Below are 16,701 nucleotides of genomic sequence, written 5' to 3'. Positions count from 1 at the left end.
CCGCCGGGACGATCCGGCGGCGGGACCTGACGGACCGGGCCGCTCGGCGGTGCCTGCCGGCGCGGAATGATCGGCGGTTGCGGAGGCGGCGGCTGTTGGCGTGCCGCCGGAGGCGTCTGCCGCAGCGGCGCGCTCGGCGGGCTCTGGCGGCGCGGCGGATTCGGTGGACCCGAACGCGTCGGGCCGTTCGGCGGAACCGGTCGGGGTGCGGCACCAGGCGGGGTCTGGTGGATCGGCGCGCTGGGCGGTGCCTGGCGGCGCGGTGGATTCTGCGGAACCGGACGGCGTCCGTTCGGTCCTTGCGCCGGGCCGGCGGGCGGAACCTGCGGAATCGGACCGCTCAACGGTGTGCGTGGATCGACGGCGTCGGCCGGGCGGGTCGGGTTCGGCGGCAACCGCTTCGGCGGCACCCCGTTGCGGGTCGCCTCCATAGGCGCCGACGGCGGCATCGAAGGATCGGGGCCGAGTCGGCGCGGCCCGCGCTCCCACGGCGCGGCGGGTGCGCGTCGCGGTAGCTGCTCGTCGTCGGCCGGACCGGGCACGACGGAATCGTCGTACTCCGTCACCGCGCCTCCGGTCTACTGCTGGACATTCGGCGGGCGTAGCGAGCCGCACCGCGATTGTCGCTCACGGTGCTCGAGGCGGTACGGAACACCCGCACCCGGTCGGCACAGCGAGCCGCTTCCCGTTTGTCGCTCACAGTGCCTCCTCTTCTTCCTGCTCTACTCGTTTGCGGGCGCGCAGGTAGCTGTTGAGCCTGCGTCGCTTCCCCGGGTCCAAACCCTTGTCGGCCGGATCGGGCTGTCCCCGGAAGCGGCGCCAGAGGCGGCGACCGGCGAGCAGGAACAGCAGTGCACCGGCACATGCGGTAATTATCGCCAACGCTTGACCGTAAGCGTTCGAACGTACCGAAACCGAGGTGGCGTTGCCGAGAGGCACTCCGTCGGGTGTGGTAAGAGAAATCGGAATGACCAGGTTACGGCTGTCGCTCACCTTGGTCGGAATCTGGAACGAGCGCGTGCCCTCGGCCGGAAGCTGCTGTTCACCGATATCGGTGATATTCGTCTCGGACGGTGCGCCGATCTTGAACCGAATCCGGATCGCGACCGGCAGGTCGTTGCGTGCGACCAGCAGTAGGGGGCTCTGTTCGGAGGCCAGGGTGTACACCCCGCCCGGCGGCAGCACGCTCACCGAGCCGAACAGTCCGTCCATGGTTCGGGTGGTCTGATCGAGGCGTCGCTGGGCGACCGTATCCGCCTGGGAGTCGGCTCCGGTGCGGTCCGAGACGGTCAGCACCCGGATCAGATCGTCGCGCAACGGGGTCAGGAAGGTCCGCGGTGTCGGCTCCTGCTGCGGAATCTCGACCAGCGCGCGCATCAGGTCGTCGATGCGTCGTTCCTGTTGCCCCACCGGGGTGATGAACTGCTCGGGCACCGCCTGCGCGGCCGCGGCACCCGAATAGTCCAGCTCGTAGGGCCGCGGATCGGCCGGCTGGGCCAGGAGGTCGGTGAACGAACGCGGGGTCGCCAGGCCGCTGCGATACAGCAGTTCCAGTTGTGACAGCAGTGCCCCGGCCTCGTCGCGGTCCGCGCCCCATTGTTGTGGCGGCATGAGCAGGGTGGCCCGCGGACGAGTCTCGGTCGCGTTGAGTGCCGGCCAGGACAGTGCGCCCAGGGCGTCCTGCAGTCGTGCGGTGCGGGAATCGTTGGTGACGGCGTATCGCACCCGTTCCGGCGTGAACGACGGGGTCGGCGGATTCGATCCGACCGCGGCCAGCGCGGTCGCCGACCACATGTCGAAGGTGGCGACCTTCAGCCCGCTCTCGGGTGGCGGTGCGGGCGCGGGTTCCGGTTTCGCGGGTGCCGCCGCCGGCAGCCGCACCATCTCGGGCGCGGCGGGACGGATATCGGCGGACACCGATGCCGTGCTCCGGACCGTGGCGTCGCCGCGCGTCGAACCCGTTGCGGTACTGACGGTTTCGCCCTCGGTGACGGCATTGTCGGCCAGCACCGCCGTGGTGAAGCCGCGTTCGGTCAGCATTGTCGCGGCGTCGGATCCGATCGCACCGGTCGCCGGCAGGCTCACCCCGCGCACGGATTTCACGGCGAGAAGCGAATCCACGATGTCGGCGGGAGCGGTGAGCGCGCGCGCGGTGAGATCCGGATCGTGGACGCCGGCCAGCGCGGTCGGGTCCACCTGCGCGAACGGCAGCGCCACCGTGCACATCGAGGGGGCCAGCGCCCGCAGCCGATCCAGCCAGGTTCGCGCTGCCTGTGGACCGGTTCCCTCGCGCGTCGGGCCGTCGGGATCGGAGGGGCTGGCCAGGACCCGATAGCCCGCGGTCATCTTCGAGACGGTGAGCAGCAGGTCGGGATCGATGGCCAGGCACAGCGATCCGGCCAGGCCCTGCCCGGACCGCGCCGAATCCCGGGACGGGTCGGGACGCAACGCCGATTCCAGTGCCGACAGCAACTGATCCAGCCGTCCGCCCGCCGCGAGCTCGCCCGCGAGTTCGTCATCGGTGAGCAGCGCCTTACCGTCCACCGAGCCGGGGATGCCGGCGACCAGCCGCGGGCGATCGGCCAGGGGCCACAGCATCGTGGTGGGGATCGGCGGTTGCGGCGCCGCCGGAATCGGCTGGCTACCCGCCGCCGGGGCTTCCGAGTTCGCCGCATCCGAGGTGTTGGGCAGGGCGGGCAGGCCGAGGACGGGCAGCAGGAAACGCGCGTCGTCGAGGTGAGCTTGGTTGCCGTAGGCGGGTTCGCCGTTCACGTTCAGCAGCAGCGGATACACCCCGGGCTCGGTGATCCCGAGCGAGGCCGTGACGGGGGGCGTCGCGGCGGTGTTGGACATCCCCTCGCGCACCCCGATCCGCAGGGTGAACTGTTTGCGCTGACCCGGGCCCAGCTGGTCGGCCACGTCCTGGAACGGCCCGCTGAACTGGAAATTCGACTGGTCCTGGCGCAAGGTCGAGCGCAGTTCACTCGGTTCGGTGATCGCTGGTCCGCGCTGCACCCGCACACTGACGTCGTCCACCACGCGATCCCCGATATTGGTGACCGTGCCGGTCAGCGCGAGGACCGAATCACTCGTGGTGGTGATCGTGCTCGGCGATACCGAGTCGAGGGTCAATTTCAGGAATTTCGGCGCAGCGGTCGAACCTCCCGAACTCGAGGGTTGCGCATTGCCCGCTCCGGCCGACGGCACGCTCAATACGGCGAGCGCCAGCGAGACGAGCAGTAGCACCCAGCGGTGCCGACTGCCACCCGCACGCGTCATTGTCTGCCGCTCTCCATCCGATCGATCAGCCGATTCGCGACTTCGGCCAGACGCCGTTCGTCGGCGTAGGCGAGCCGGGAATCGAGTTCGCTCAACGGCACCCAGGCCACCTTGGTGACCTCGACGTCGGCATCGGAGAGCTCACCCCCCAACGACCGCATCAAGTAATGGTGCACGGTCTTGTGTACCCGACGGCCTTCGGTGACGAACCAATAGTCGATACTGCCCAGCTCCGCGACCACCCGCCCGTTGATTCCGGTTTCCTCGGCGACCTCTCGCACGGCGGTCTGCTCGGCCGTCTCTCCCTCTTCGATATGTCCCTTCGGAAGCGACCACAGCAGCCGGCCGCGCCGGTCGGTGCGGCCGATCAGGGCGGCGCACCGCTGCTCGGGCGGCCCGTCCAGCCCGTCGACCACCAAGCCGCCGGCCGAGGTCTCCCGTACGGTGCGCATGCGGGGTTTCGCCGCATTACCGGCCGAACCGCGGCGCCGGGGCTGGCGGCGTCGACTGTTCGCGCGATCGGCCGGAGACACTGCGTCAGTCTAGCCGCGCCGGATCGATGCACTGAACGTGTCGGATGCCGAGTCGTCCCGCTCGCCCGGCGGGTCCTCGCCGGATCGAGGTGCGCGCACACCAACTAAGCTGCGTGTCCGTGGTTTCGCCGAAGTCCGTTGACGCAGAAGTGGAGGACGGCACCCGAATGGAAGGAAGTTCCGTGTCCGACCCCGCCGATGATCGCCGGACCCGACTGCTGGCCGCCGCGGCGATCACGCTGGGCAGGCTCTCCGATGTGCTGACGCCGCTCGGTGGCCTGTTCGCGGCCCGGGGCCACGAGCTGTACCTGGTCGGTGGCAGCGTGCGCGATGCGGTACTGGGCCGGCTCGGCACCGATCTGGATTTCACCACCGACGCGCGGCCGGAGGTGGTGCTGGAGATTCTGCGCGGCTGGGCCGACAATCTCTGGGACACCGGCGGTTTGGCCTTCGGCACGGTGAGCGCGTCGAAGTCGGGCCGGCAGCTGGAGATCACCACCTTCCGCAGTGACAGCTACGACCGCATCTCGCGCAATCCCGAGGTGACGTTCGGCGACAGTCTCGACGGGGATCTGATCCGGCGCGATTTCACCGTGAACGCGATGGCCGTCCGGATCGGCGGCGCCGGCGAACTGGAGTTCGTCGATCCCCTCGACGGTATGACGGCTCTGCTGGACGGCGTGCTGGATACCCCTGCGGCGCCGGAGGATTCGTTCAACGACGACCCGCTGCGGATGCTGCGCGCCGCGCGGTTCGTCTCCCAGCTCGGATTCGAGGTGGCGCCGCGGGTGCGGGTGGCGATCGCGCTGATGGCCGACGAGATCCGTCGGATCACCGCGGAGCGGGTGCGCACAGAACTGGACAAACTGATCGCCGGTGAACATCCCACCGAGGGCATCGACATCATGTGCGAGACCGGGCTGGCCGAGCGAGTGCTGCCCGAGGTCCCCGCGATGAAGCTGGAGATCGACGAACACCATCAGCACAAGGACGTGTACCAGCATTCGCTGACCGTGCTGCGCCAGGCCATCGATCAGGAGCAGGGCGATCCGGACCTGGTGCTGCGGTGGGCGGCGCTGCTGCACGACATCGGTAAGCCGCCGACCAAACGCAACGAGCCCGGCGGTGGCGTCAGTTTCCACCACCACGAGGTGGTCGGCGCGAAGATGGTGCGAAAACGCATGCGCGCCTTGAAGTATCCGAAGCAGTTCACCGAGGACGTGGCGCGACTGGTCTACCTGCACCTGCGCTTCCACGGATACGGAAAGGGCCAGTGGACCGACTCGGCGGTCCGCCGCTACGTCACCGACGCCGGGGAGCTACTGCCGCGGCTGCACAAGCTGGTTCGCGCCGACTGCACCACCCGCAACAAGCGCCGCGCCGCACTGCTGCGCTCGACCTACGACGATCTGGAAGCCCGCATCAAACGCCTGCAGGAAGAGGAGGATCTGCAGCGGGTGCGGCCGGATCTGGACGGCAACGCGATCATGGAGCTGCTCGGTCTGGAGCCCGGTCCGCAGGTGGGTCGCGCGTGGCGCTACCTCAAGGAACTACGCCTGGATCGGGGGCCGCTGACCCGGGACGAAGCGGAGGCCGCGCTGCTGGAGTGGTGGAACGCCGGCGGGCGGTAGGTCCGAACTCGAGCGCTCGGCTCGGCACCCGATCTCGGCTCAGAACACGATCAGGGTGGTTCCGGCGACGATCGCCGACCGGATCTGACCCAGATCGAACGAGCCGACGATCTCCGGCAGTTCGATCCGGAAATGCACCCGGTCCCCCTGCCGGTCGGCCCGCGCGATCCGCACGTCGTTGGGCAGGTCGGCCAGCGTCACCGGCGCGACCGTCACCCATCGCCGCGGGACGCGCATTCCGGCCCAGGCGGCCTGATGCACCGCGATGGTCACCAGGTTGTCGCTGATGGTGGCGTCCACCAGCGCCTGGAAGCGGCGCGAGCGATGGCGGGCGCTGATCAACCCGCTGGGATGAACCTCGAACCGCCAGTTCAGCCGTTTCTCGTTGAGCCACTCCACCAGTGCCGCGGTGGTCACGGTGCCGGTCACATCCAGTCCGGCGGCGCGCAGCTTGGTCGGTACGCCCGGAATCAGTCGCACCCCGTGGGCGATCACCGCCATTTCCTCGATGGGGTGACCGTTCCAGCGCAGGTCGGTCAGTACCGTCTTGGTCTGGAAATGAGCACCGCGCCGGCGCACTTTGAGGGTGTGCAGGATCGCCGTCAGATCGTGTCCGAGCAGGGTGGCGGTGACCTCCTGGCCGCCGAAGCGGCTGAGTATCCCCTCGCTGAGCAGCGTCATCAGCACATCGGGCATGAGCGCGGTGACCGTGCCGGAACCCAGATCGGCGACCGGATCGAGCCAGGCGGTGGTGAAGGCCACCCACTGATCCAGCAGTTCCGCGTCGAACAGCCGCTTGCCCAGGTCCACCGCGCGCAGCGGTGACCAGGACTTGGGATCGAAATAGGTGGCCATGACTGGTTCGAGATTACTGGCCGCCGGTGAATGCGCGCGGTGGTGTGGATGACATTTCCGCGCCCGGTCCAGGTCTGCGGCTCAGGGATCTGCGGGTTCGGGGTCGTCGAGCGAGGCGTGCATGAGATACACGTTGTAGCTGTCCCACGCCGACATCGTGAAGTACAGATCCTTACCGGTCGACCATGGGTGGATGAAACCGCCGTAGGCCTTGGGATAGTCGTTCGTATCTGCCAGGACCGCACCGTCGGTCCAGGTGCCCTGGGGTTCGGTGGCGGTGCGCAGCACGATCGCGTGCCGGGCCGGGTCCAGATACACCATCTGCCACTGCCCGCTCGATTCGTCGTAGCGCACCGAGACCTCACCGGCGATACCCGGCACCACCGGCGTCGCCAGATTCTCCTGGGCCGGCGCCCAGGTTCCGTTCACCCAGTACTGGTAGGCGGATTTGTTGAGCACTTCCTGCTTCGGCACGCGGGCCAGGCCGATCACGCCGATCCGCCCGTTCGGGGTGCCGAACATGTACACGTAGTCGCCGTGCGGCACCATGGTCGCGACCTGGAAGCGGTCGATGCCGAACATGTTGTCCCACTTGGCGTATCGGTCTTTCACCCAGGTGCTGCCGCCGTCGTCGGAATAGGCGAGGCCACCGTCGTTGGTCCACCACATGCCGGGGATCGTGCTCCAGCGGCGCACCGACATGTAGCTCATATATTGACGCTTGCCGAGTGCGAAACCCGAGGTCGGAATGACGGTGGTCTCGAAATTCTTGATCTTGCGACTGTTCAGCAGTTCGGCCGCGTGGCAGCGACTGTCCTGCACCATGTCGTCGATGATCAGTCCCTTCGACAGATCGCGTTCGGTGCTGAACCCGAGCACATTCGATCGCCAGTCCGGACCACCGACCACCCCGTACTGCCAGCCCTTGCCGAAGGTGTCGCCGAAGACGACGGCCACCTTGCCGGGTTCGGTCTCCCACATGATGCCGAGATCGGTGCCGTCCACCTGCCAGCGCATATCGGTGCGGTTGACCGAGCCGTGGCCGGTCACCTGGTTGACCAGGCGCACCGACTCCACCTGGCGTGGTGCCGGGGGTGCGGCGACCGGCCCGGGAGCGGCCGGATGGACCACCGGCGGCGGCGGTGTCTGCGGCGCGGGCGGTTCGCCACCGGGGATCGGGATCGGAATCGGTTCCGGCTCCGGATTGATGTTGATGTTCGGCAGGTTGAAGGGCCCGGAGTTCGAGCCCGAACCGGTACCCGAACCCGAGTCCGGCCCGATCCCCGACCCGGTGCCGGAGCCCGAGTCGGAACCTGAACCCGAACCGGACGCGGAACCCGAACCCGGGGTGGATTCACGGGGCGGGGCCGGATCGGCGGGTGCCGCCGGATCCGGGGCCGGCGGTGGCTTCGGGGTGTCGCGGATGTCCGGGCACGGATTGCGGCACGGGTCCGGTGGCAGCGGAGCCGGCGTGATGCGGGTGGTGTTCGGCGCCGGCCCGGGCACCGGCACCGGCACGATCTCCGGTACCGGGACCGGGATGTCGATGCGCGGCGGAAGTATCGGCGGCGGTGGAGCATTCGGATCGGGTTGGCGGGCCAGCGGGTCGAAACCCGTTTCGCCGCAAGCGTTCTTCGGCGGCGGGGCCCAGGGTGCGAGGTCGGCGCTCGCCGGTGCGGGCAGCAGACAGCCGAACAGCAGCAGCCCCGCGACGCCGGGCGCGAGAATCGCGGGTGCGCAACGTCTTCCGGATGCGACGGTATCGAGTCGGAATCGTCCGCCCGCCGCGTAGTTCCCGAACACCGGTCTCCTCGACTACCACTCGCACCGCTGGTGACAATGCACGATCAGTCACCGCATTCGCTGGGACCGAGCACAGCGGCTAACAATCTAACCGACAACACGGGGTGCGTGTGGATCCGGCCGGGAACCGCGTGGCGGGTGGGTGCGTCGGTAGCGGTATGACCGATATCGACTACCTGTTCGGCTCGGGAGACGGTGGCGTACAGCGCTGGTCGAGCCGGGCCGACCTGGATCTCCGCGGCGACGGCAGTCCGGATGCGGTGCGTCTCGACTTCGACGGGGACGGCCGCGCCGACGATGCGCTGTGGGACTGGGACGGCGACGGCGACGCCGAGATCGCCGCCCTCGACCTCGACGACGACGGCGTGCTGGACCGCTTCTTCGCCGATTCCGACGGCCTGGGCACCTGGGATCAGCCGGTCTGGTCGGTCAGCGAGTGACCGGCCGCCGACTGTTGACCGCGATCGCCGCGATCCCCACCGCATACAGCCCGGCGCCCGCGGCCACGACGCCGGGCGCGTGGCCGTCGGCCGGGATCACCAGGGCCGTCGCCGCGATAGCGGCGACGAACGTGATGTTGAAGATCGTGTCCTGCAGCGCGAACACCTGCCCGCGCCGGGCGTCGTCCACGTCGATCTGCAGGGTGGCGTCACCGGTCAGCTTCACCGTCTGTCCCGCCAGACCGAGGAGAAAGGCGCCGACCAGGAGCAGTTGGTGGGCGCGGTGTTCGGCCGCGCCGGTGGCGATGGTGATCGGCGGGACGAGCGTCGCCTGGACCAGCAGCGCCGCCGAGAGCCCGACGACCACCGTGCGCGGGCGGCCCAATTGCGGAATCAGCAGCGGGGTCAGCACCGCGGCGGCGAGCATGCCGGCGGCGACGGCGGTGATCGCCACGCCGAAGCCGACCAGTCCCGATGCGGCCGAGACCCCGCTTTCGTTCGTGCGCCGCAGTACCAGCACCATGAGCAGGGTGTTCGCGCCGAACACGATGCGATGGGTCCCGACACCGATCATGGCCGTGGTGCAATCGCGCGATTCGGCAACGGCTCGGGCACCGGTCCGCAGTCCGGTCAGCACGGCGCGCACGGATTCCGCGACCGACTCGCGGGCCGAAGGAGCGGCGTCGGTTTCGGCGCCGACGGCCTCCGCTGCCGGCTGGGCCCCCGAGGATGCGGCCCGGTGCTCCGGCCCCAGCCGGTGCCGAGCGAATCCGAGTGCGGCGACCACCGACACGGCCGACCCACCGGCACTGGCAGCCACCGCCACGCCACCCGCGGCGTCGCCGGACCCCAGCGCGCCGATGACGGCGACCGCCGCGGCGGCGCCCGCCCCGGCACAGCCCGACGCGACAGTGGCCAGTACCGAATTCATCGGCACCAGCCAGCGTTGCTCCAGTACGCGCGGTAGCGCCGCGGATATCCCGGCCAGCACGAATCGACTGATCCCGACCACCGCCAGCGCGAGCAACAGCAGTGGGGTATCGCCGATTCCGGCCCACAGTCCCACCGCGGTCACCAGGATCAGCACCGCTCGGAGCGCGTTCGCGACGAGCAGCACCATCCGTCGGTCCCAGCGGTCGAGCAGTGCGCCGGCATAGGGGCCGATCACCGAATACGGCAGCAGCAATACCGCGAATCCGCCGGCGATCGCCAACGGATCGGTGGCGCGTTCGGGATTGAACAGGATCGCCCCGGACAACGCGGCCTGGAACATTCCGTCGCCGAACTGACCGGCGAAACGAACCAGGGCCAGCCTGGGCATTCCGGGGCGGCGGACGGCGGCGGCCATCGCGGCCCGCCGCTGCGCGTCGGGTCGCATTATCGGTTCACCTCCGGATCCAGCAGCCGAACGGGATCGAGCAAAGTGCGGGGCCGGTGCGGCGCCACGGTAGAATCTACCGGGCGGCCTCGACTCCCAGCCCGAGAGGAGGACCACGCTTGTCCACACTCGCGACACCCCACATCGATGTCCATCGCGCCGGCGATCGGATGAAAACCCGTGTGGCATGGCTGGATTCGAAGCATTCGTTCTCGTTCGGCGAGCACTACGATCCCGACAACACCCATCACGGCCTGCTACTGGTGAACAACGAGGACATCGTCCTGCCGGGCGAGGGATTCGACACTCATCCGCACCGGGATATGGAAATTGTCACCTGGGTGCTGAACGGCTCGCTGGTGCATCAGGATTCACTCGGACATGCCGGTGTCATCTATCCGGGATTGGCGCAGCGAATGAGTGCGGGAACCGGAATTCTGCATTCGGAAAAGAATGATTCGTGGCGGCTGCCCCCGGAGCAGGGCGGCACCTCGCCGCATTCCGATCCGGTGCATTTCGTGCAGATGTGGGTGGTTCCGGACGAGCCCGGAATTACCCCCGGATATCAGCAACTCGAAATCGACGACGAACTCGCTCGCGGCGGGCTGGTCACGGTTGCCACCGGAATGCCCCGATATCGCGATCGCACGGCGATCGCCATCAGCAGCAGCCATTCCGCCCTGCACGTCGCCCGCATGGCCGAGGTGCCCGCCGTCGTGACGCTGCCGGAAGCGCCGTACCTGCACGTCTTCGTCGCGCGCGGCGAGGTGGATCTGGAGGGTGTGGGCACGCTCTACCAGGGTGATGCGGTGCGGATGACTCGCAGCGGCGGCCAGCGGATCATCGCCGAAGTTCCGGCCGAGGTTCTGGTGTGGGAAATGCACGCTCGGCTCGGCGGGCAATAGAGTCGGCAGACGCCGACGCCATCGGAGAGGACAGCCATGACGGACCAGCCACCGCCCGGAAGCTATCCACCGCCGGAGCCGTATCCGCAGCAGCCCGGAGCGCACCCCGGCCCGGCCGGCGAGTACCCGCAGCAGCCCGGCCAGTACCCGGGCGGCTATCCCCCCCCGCCGCCGGGCGAGTACCCGGGCCCGCCCGGCCAGGGCGCCTGGCAGGAGCCCAAGGGCAAGGGCCTGGCGATCACCGCCCTGGTGTTGGGGATCATCGCCCTGCTCAGTTGCTGGACGATTCTGGGCGGCATTCTGTTCGGCCTGATCGCGGTCGTCTTCGGCATCATCGCCACGGTCAAGGCGCGCCGCGGAACGGCCGCGGGGGGCGGCATGGCGATCGCGGGTCTCGTCCTCGGCCTGCTCGGGCTGATCGCCGGCATCGTGATCGCGGTGATCGGGGTGAACTTCTTCGTCAACAATGGCGGTAAGGACTTCCTCGACTGCGTGAACAAGGCCAACGGGGATCAGTCGAAGATCGACCAGTGCCAGCGCGATTGGAATCAGACGCTGGAGAACAAGTACAGCGTGACCTTGAGCCCGCGGCCGACCTCGTAGCCGGTCGTCGCGGCGATCAGTAGTCGACCGGCCGGCACTGGCGAGTGGCGGTGAGCACCTCGGCCAGGTCCGGCCGGTAATCGCCCTGCGGCGAGTCGATCCACACCCGGTATCCGGTGCGCTCGTCGGCCGGTGAGGGCAACACGATGGTGGTGCCCGGCGCGACCAGCGCCGCACAGCGGTGGAACATGTCGGTTGCGATCGCCGCATCGGACGCCGATTCGTCGACGTGCCCGGTGAGAAAGGTCCAGCGCCCGGAGCGCGGGTGTCCGATGATCGGGCCGCGATGGCCGCGGCCGGTGAGATATTCCCGCATCGGAATGCCCAGTGCCGCCGGCACGGTCACCGCCCCGACCGGTCCGACCTCGAGCAGAATCCGTCCGATGACCGGTTCGACGATTCCGTAGAGCCCGTTTTCGGTGCGGTAGCGGCGGCATCGGGCCAGTGCCTCGCGGGCGACGACTCGCCCGGCTCTCGGGATGGCGGTGCTATTCGGTTCGATCGCGCCGGCCGTCGGGTCGGGCGTACTCATGGCGAACCTCGTCTCGTCGTCGAGTGCAGTGCCACCGATGCACAGACCGTATCGCCGTGCAGTTGAAATGACAATAGTCACACGCTGGCGAATGCGCGGGCGTAGCATCGGCCCGCATGGCACCTACCTCGCCTGTCGTCGCTCGGTGGGAATTGGTTCGTCGCCTACGTCGGCTGCGGGAAGAACGCGGCTACGACTCGGCCGGGTTCGCGCGAGCGGTGGGTTACACCCCGGCGAACTGGTCACATGTGGAGAAGGGCCGTCGGGCGCTGACCCCCCATTCGATCGGCCCGGTGCTCGAGCTGCTCGAGGTCGATCCACAGGAGCGGGCCGAGCTACTCGCCCTGCTCGCTGCCGGTCGGGAGCGCGGCTGGTGGGCGCGCTCGGGGCTGATCGGCCCGGAGCTGCAGCGCTATTACGGCATGGAGTACGGCGCCCGCAGTATTCGCAGTTACGACAGCCTGGTGGTGCCCGGAATCCTGCAGACCGAGGCCTATGCCCGCGCCCTGATCAGCGCCGATGTGATGATTCGGCCGGCGCAGGTGGACCAGCTGGTCGCGGTGCGGATGCGCCGTCGGCAGCGGCTGCACGGTCCGGACCCGGTCGAGCTGACGGCTGTCGTCGGTGAGGCGACGTTGTTGCAGCAGATCGGGGGTCAGCAGGTGTTGCGCGACCAGCTGGAGTATCTGGCCGGATTGCTGCACACCCGCGACAACATCGACATCCGGGTCATTCCGTTCGCGGCCACCGCCGGGGCGATCCTCGGCGGCGCGAGCTTCCATCTGCTCGATTTCGCCTCGGATCATCTGCCCACCTTCGGCTGGGCCGAGAGTGCGGTCTTCGGCGGCCCGGTCGACGATCCGGATCAGGTGCACGATCTTGCGTTCGCATATGTGCGTGCGCTCGACCAATCCCTCACTCGCACAGAGTCATTGGCGCTGATCGAGAAATATCTCGGTGTGTAAACTCCAGCCCATGCCCACCCCCGCGAGGTATCGGCCGGCGGTCACACCCTGGTTCACCTCGACGCGTACCAACAACGGCAATCAATGTGTCGAGGTGCGCTTCGAAGACGCCGTGGTGCTGATCCGCGACAGCAAATATCGTCGTGATCCCACGCGCCGCCCCGAGGACGAGCCGATCGTCACCGTCGACGCCGAGACCTGGATGGCGTTCCTGCGGGCGCTCGGCAATGGCTCCGATACGCCGGAGTTGCGGGTTCTTCCGGCAGCGGACGGGGGTGTCCGGTTGCGCCACACCACCACCGAACTGCGCTTCACCGCCGGTGAGTGGTGTGCCTTTCTGGCCGGGGCCCGAGACGGCGAATTCGATCGCCTTCCGGTGACCACGGCCTAGCGCGCGGAAACCCGGCGGCGGCGAACCGTCGGCGTCGGCATACTGGAGATCGTGACTTCCGACGTGACGACTCCCTCGGGTATCGATCTGACCTTTCGCGATGATGCTGTGCGGGTGCAGGACGACCTGTTCGCGCACGTCAACGGCAAATGGCTGGACACCTACGAGATCCCGGCCGACCGCGCGGTCGACGGTGCCTTCCGCACCCTGTACGACCAGGCCGAGCTGGATGTGAAGAAGATCATCCAGGAACTGGCCGCCGGGACGGCGACCGAGGTGCCCGATCCGGAGGAGGCGCGCAAGATCGCCGACCTCTACAACAGCTTCATGGACGAGGAGGCCGTCGAGGCCGCCGCGCTCACGCCGATCGCCGCGGAGCTGGCCGCGGTGCGCGAGGTCCGCGATCGCGGGGAATTCGCCGCTCTGCTGGGCCGGCTCCAGCGCACCGGCGTCGGCGGCGCGGTGGGCGCCTATGTCGACACCGACGACAAGAATTCCCAGCGCTACCTGGTGAACCTCACCCAGTCCGGTCTCGGCCTGCCCGATGAATCCTATTATCGCAGTGACGATTACGCCGAGATCCGGACCAAGTACGTCGAGCACATGCGCCGGATGTTCGATTTGGCCGCGCTCGATTTCGACCCGCAGCGGGTCTTCGAACTGGAGCGCAAGCTCGCGGCCGGCCATTGGGACGTGGTGCGTCGTCGCGATGCCGAATTGAGCTACAACCTCACCACTTTCGCCGATCTCGCCGCCGAGAATCCGGAATTCGACTGGTCCGCCTGGACCGAGGCGCTGGCCGAGGGCGTCCCCGCCTCCGGCCCCGAGCTGTTCGCCGAAGTCGTTGTCCGCCAACCCGATTACGCCCGCACCTTCGCTCGGCTGTGGGCCTCCGAATCGCTCGCGGATTGGCAGGCCTGGGCGAGTTGGCGGGTGCTGCGGGCGCGGGCGCCGTATCTGACCGCCGCGGTGGTGGAGGAGAATTTCGATTTCTACGGTCGTACCCTCACCGGGGCGCAGGAGAATCGGGAGCGCTGGAAGCGGGGCGTCTCGCTGGTGCAGGATCTGCTCGGTGAGGCGGTGGCGAAAATCTATGTCGCCGAGCATTTCCCGCCCGAGGCCAAGCAGCGGATGCAGGAGCTGGTCGCGAATCTGATCGAAGCCTATCGCCGCAACATCAGCCGGCTGGATTGGATGGGGCCGGAGACCAGGCAGGCCGCGCTGGCCAAACTGGAGCGCTTCACCCCGAAGATCGGCTATCCCGACACCTGGCGCGACTATTCGGCGGTCCGGATCGACGCCACGGATCTGGTGGGCAACTACCGCAGCGGATACGCCGCCGACCACGACCGGGATCTGAACAAGCTCGGCGGACCGGTGGATCGCGGTGAGTGGTTCATGACCCCGCAGATGGTGAACGCCTACTACAACCCGGGCATGAACGAAATCGTATTCCCGGCCGCGATTCTGCAGCCACCGTTCTTCGATATGAATGCCGACGACGCGGCCAACTACGGCGGTATCGGCGCGGTGATCGGGCACGAGATCGGGCACGGATTCGACGATCAGGGCAGCAAGTACGACGGCGACGGCAATATGGTCGACTGGTGGACCGACGCCGATCGGGCCGAATTCGGCAAGCGCACGAAGGCGCTGATCGACCAGTACAACCAGTTCGAGCCGAAGGCGTTGCCCGGGCACACTGTGAACGGAGAATTCACCATCGGCGAGAACATCGGTGATCTTGGTGGGCTGTCGATCGCTCTGGAGGCCTACAAGATCGCGCTCGACGGTGCCGAGGCGCCGGTGATCGACGGATTGACCGGTCTGCAACGAGTGTTCTTCGGCTGGGCTCAGGTGTGGCGGACCAAGGCCCGGGACGAGGAGGCCCTGCGCCGGCTCGCGGTGGATCCGCATTCGCCGCCGGAGTTCCGGTGCAACGGCGTGGTGCGCAACCTGGACAGCTTCCACGAGGCCTTCGGCGTCGAGCCGGGCGACGGCTTGTATCTGGCCCCGGCCGAGCGGGTGCGGATCTGGTAATCCGTGCTACTTCGGTAGTTTCGGGCCGATTTGCCGGTCGTAGATGGTCTGCAGCCGGTCGTTGATATCGGCGAAGGCCGCGCTCACCTCCCGATTCTGTAGTCCGATCTGTTCCAGCCCGGTGCCGATGATCTGATCGGCACCGGGCAGGAACACCCGGGCGTAGTCCTGGGACCGGGTCAGCGGCAGCTGGTCGACGGCGGTGGCGAAATTGCGGTTGGCGGTGAGAAATTGCTGTTCGGAGGGATCCGAGACCGCCGATTTGCGGACCGGGATATAGCCGGTGGCCTGCGAGAAGTACGCGGTGTTGGCCGGGTTGGTGAGGAATTCGATGAAGCGCAGCGCGTTCGATTTGCGCTGATCGGAGATCCGGGACGGGATCGCCAGGCCGGCGCCACCAGTGGTGCAGCCGGGCCCGTTCGGATGGGGCAGGAATGCGGTCGCGAAATCCAATGTGCCGGCGGCATTGGCCACGATGCCCTTGATATCGCCGGTGGAAGTGATCGCCGAGCCCACCACCCCGGTGCCGAAATCGACGGCCACCTGCGGCCGGATGCTCGCATACCGTTTACGAACGATCATGTCGCGCAGGAAGTTTCCGGCCGCGAGCGTGTGCGGGTCGGTGAACTTCAGCGTCCAGTTGTCGGAGTAGGCGCCGCCGAAGGTCCAGTTCGGCCCCTGGAAGGTCCAGGCCAGATAATTCTTGGCGTCGCCCCAGCCGTGCGCCCATTTCCCGGCGCCGATGGCGCGCTGCAGTTCGGGCCCCCATTCGTCGAATTCCTGCCAGCTCCGCGGGCCACGATCGGGTAGTCCGGCGCGGGCCCACAGTCCGCGGTTGTAGCAGAAGATCTGCGTCGAGCGGGCGTACGGGAGGGCCCACAGTTTGCCGTCGAAGCGATAGTCGTCGACGAAGCTGTCGACATAATCGGACATCGGGACGCGCGCGGCGGCGATATGTTCGTCGAGCGGTTCGATGGCCTTGTTCAGGGCGTAGTTGAACCACCAGACATCCGACAGCACAACCACATCGGGTAGCGCCCCACCGGTGAGCGCGGCGTTGAACTTCTGTGCCACCTCTTCGTAATTGCGCCCCGCGTCCACCAATTTCACGGTGAGTTCGGGGTTCCGGGCCTGGAACCTATTGATCAGTTCGGTTTCCTGGTTCTTGGAGGTGCCCGGATGGTTGGACCAGAAGACGATGGTGTGCGGGTCGCCACCGACTCCGGTGCTACCGCCCATTCCGGCACAGGCGGACAGCGCCAGCCCGGCGGTAGCCGTTGCGGCAGTGAGGAACCCGCGGCGGGTCAGCGGGCGCGGGGTCGACGGTGTCGGGGACACGGCATGCT

At 68.0% G+C, this 16,701-nt stretch carries 15 protein-coding genes; 7 read left to right on the top strand and 8 right to left on the bottom strand.

The window, feature by feature from the left end; all coding sequences use genetic code 11:
* Positions 1 to 562: 562 nt before the first annotated feature.
* Genes ON37_RS33150 through ON37_RS26285 form a run of 3 tightly spaced genes read right to left on the bottom strand, consistent with a single transcriptional unit; the run spans position 563 to position 3,812 of the window.
* Entirely contained in the window at positions 563 to 700 is a 138-nt protein-coding gene (locus ON37_RS33150) for a hypothetical protein (RefSeq protein WP_157171593.1), read from the bottom strand.
* Complete coding sequence (locus tag ON37_RS26290) at positions 697 to 3,279, bottom strand: DUF6049 family protein (RefSeq protein ID WP_051032064.1); 2,583 nt, start codon at positions 3,277 to 3,279, stop codon at positions 697 to 699. Before ON37_RS26290 ends, ON37_RS33150 begins: the two co-directional genes overlap by 4 nt.
* Positions 3,276 to 3,812: an NUDIX hydrolase gene (locus tag ON37_RS26285; RefSeq protein WP_040723039.1), complete on the bottom strand. Its 537-nt coding sequence runs from the start codon at positions 3,810 to 3,812 to the stop codon at positions 3,276 to 3,278. The genes ON37_RS26290 and ON37_RS26285 overlap by 4 nt, the downstream gene beginning before the upstream one ends.
* 167 nt (positions 3,813 to 3,979) lie before the next feature.
* Here ON37_RS26285 and ON37_RS26280 point away from each other — a divergent pair, with 167 nt between their 5' ends.
* The gene (locus ON37_RS26280; RefSeq protein WP_168441209.1) at positions 3,980 to 5,443 is read left to right on the top strand and encodes a CCA tRNA nucleotidyltransferase; all 1,464 of its coding nucleotides are present in this window, start codon (positions 3,980 to 3,982) and stop codon (positions 5,441 to 5,443) included.
* A 39-nt stretch (positions 5,444 to 5,482) separates the two neighbouring features.
* Here ON37_RS26280 and ON37_RS26275 read toward each other — a convergent pair whose 3' ends face one another.
* Both ON37_RS26275 and ON37_RS26270 read right to left on the bottom strand, forming a co-directional pair.
* Entirely contained in the window at positions 5,483 to 6,298 is an 816-nt protein-coding gene (locus ON37_RS26275; protein ID WP_040723038.1) for a hypothetical protein, read from the bottom strand.
* Between the two features lie 81 nt (positions 6,299 to 6,379).
* Positions 6,380 to 8,026, bottom strand: coding sequence for a glycoside hydrolase family 183 protein (locus ON37_RS26270; protein ID WP_051032068.1), 1,647 nt, complete (start codon positions 8,024 to 8,026; stop codon positions 6,380 to 6,382).
* Positions 8,027 to 8,259: 233 nt separating this feature from the next.
* Here ON37_RS26270 and ON37_RS26265 point away from each other — a divergent pair, with 233 nt between their 5' ends.
* Entirely contained in the window at positions 8,260 to 8,541 is a 282-nt protein-coding gene (locus ON37_RS26265) for a hypothetical protein (RefSeq protein WP_157171592.1), read from the top strand.
* Here ON37_RS26265 and ON37_RS26260 read toward each other — a convergent pair.
* Positions 8,531 to 9,919 (bottom strand): MFS transporter, encoded by a 1,389-nt coding sequence (locus ON37_RS26260; protein ID WP_040723037.1) that lies wholly within the window; start codon positions 9,917 to 9,919, stop codon positions 8,531 to 8,533. The genes ON37_RS26265 and ON37_RS26260 overlap by 11 nt on opposite strands.
* 170 nt (positions 9,920 to 10,089) lie before the next feature.
* Between ON37_RS26260 and ON37_RS26255 the strand changes: the two genes are divergently transcribed.
* Together ON37_RS26255 and ON37_RS26250 are read left to right on the top strand one after the other, a co-directional pair.
* Positions 10,090 to 10,824 carry a pirin family protein gene (locus ON37_RS26255; RefSeq protein WP_051032063.1) on the top strand — a complete coding sequence of 245 codons (735 nt, stop codon included), beginning with the start codon at positions 10,090 to 10,092 and terminating at the stop codon, positions 10,822 to 10,824.
* 36 nt (positions 10,825 to 10,860) lie between these two features.
* On the top strand, positions 10,861 to 11,427 hold the full coding sequence (locus ON37_RS26250) for a DUF4190 domain-containing protein (RefSeq protein WP_040723035.1): 567 nt from the start codon (positions 10,861 to 10,863) through the stop codon (positions 11,425 to 11,427).
* A 16-nt stretch (positions 11,428 to 11,443) separates the two neighbouring features.
* Here the strand turns inward: ON37_RS26250 and ON37_RS26245 are convergent, their stop codons facing one another.
* Positions 11,444 to 11,959 carry a hypothetical protein gene (locus tag ON37_RS26245; RefSeq protein ID WP_040723034.1) on the bottom strand — a complete coding sequence of 172 codons (516 nt, stop codon included), beginning with the start codon at positions 11,957 to 11,959 and terminating at the stop codon, positions 11,444 to 11,446.
* Between the two features lie 116 nt (positions 11,960 to 12,075).
* On the opposite strand from ON37_RS26245, the gene ON37_RS26240 reads away from it, so the two are divergent.
* Genes ON37_RS26240 through ON37_RS26230 form a run of 3 tightly spaced genes read left to right on the top strand, consistent with a single transcriptional unit; the run spans position 12,076 to position 15,355 of the window.
* Entirely contained in the window at positions 12,076 to 12,924 is an 849-nt protein-coding gene (locus ON37_RS26240) for a DUF5753 domain-containing protein (RefSeq protein ID WP_040723033.1), read from the top strand.
* A 10-nt stretch (positions 12,925 to 12,934) separates the two neighbouring features.
* Positions 12,935 to 13,315: a DUF397 domain-containing protein gene (locus tag ON37_RS26235; RefSeq protein WP_040723032.1), complete on the top strand. Its 381-nt coding sequence runs from the start codon at positions 12,935 to 12,937 to the stop codon at positions 13,313 to 13,315.
* Positions 13,316 to 13,366: 51 nt separating this feature from the next.
* Entirely contained in the window at positions 13,367 to 15,355 is a 1,989-nt protein-coding gene (locus tag ON37_RS26230) for a M13 family metallopeptidase (RefSeq protein ID WP_373282090.1), read from the top strand.
* Between the two features lie 6 nt (positions 15,356 to 15,361).
* On the opposite strand, the gene ON37_RS26225 is transcribed toward ON37_RS26230, so the two are convergent.
* Complete coding sequence (locus ON37_RS26225; protein WP_245553485.1) at positions 15,362 to 16,693, bottom strand: ABC transporter substrate-binding protein; 1,332 nt, start codon at positions 16,691 to 16,693, stop codon at positions 15,362 to 15,364.
* Positions 16,694 to 16,701 lie beyond the last annotated feature (8 nt).

Source organism: Nocardia veterana NBRC 100344, from assembly GCF_000308855.1.
GTDB classification, from domain to species: domain Bacteria; phylum Actinomycetota; class Actinomycetes; order Mycobacteriales; family Mycobacteriaceae; genus Nocardia; species Nocardia veterana.
The sequence above is the reverse complement of the archived record's forward strand: the minus strand, read 5'-3'. Positions and strand labels throughout refer to the sequence as shown.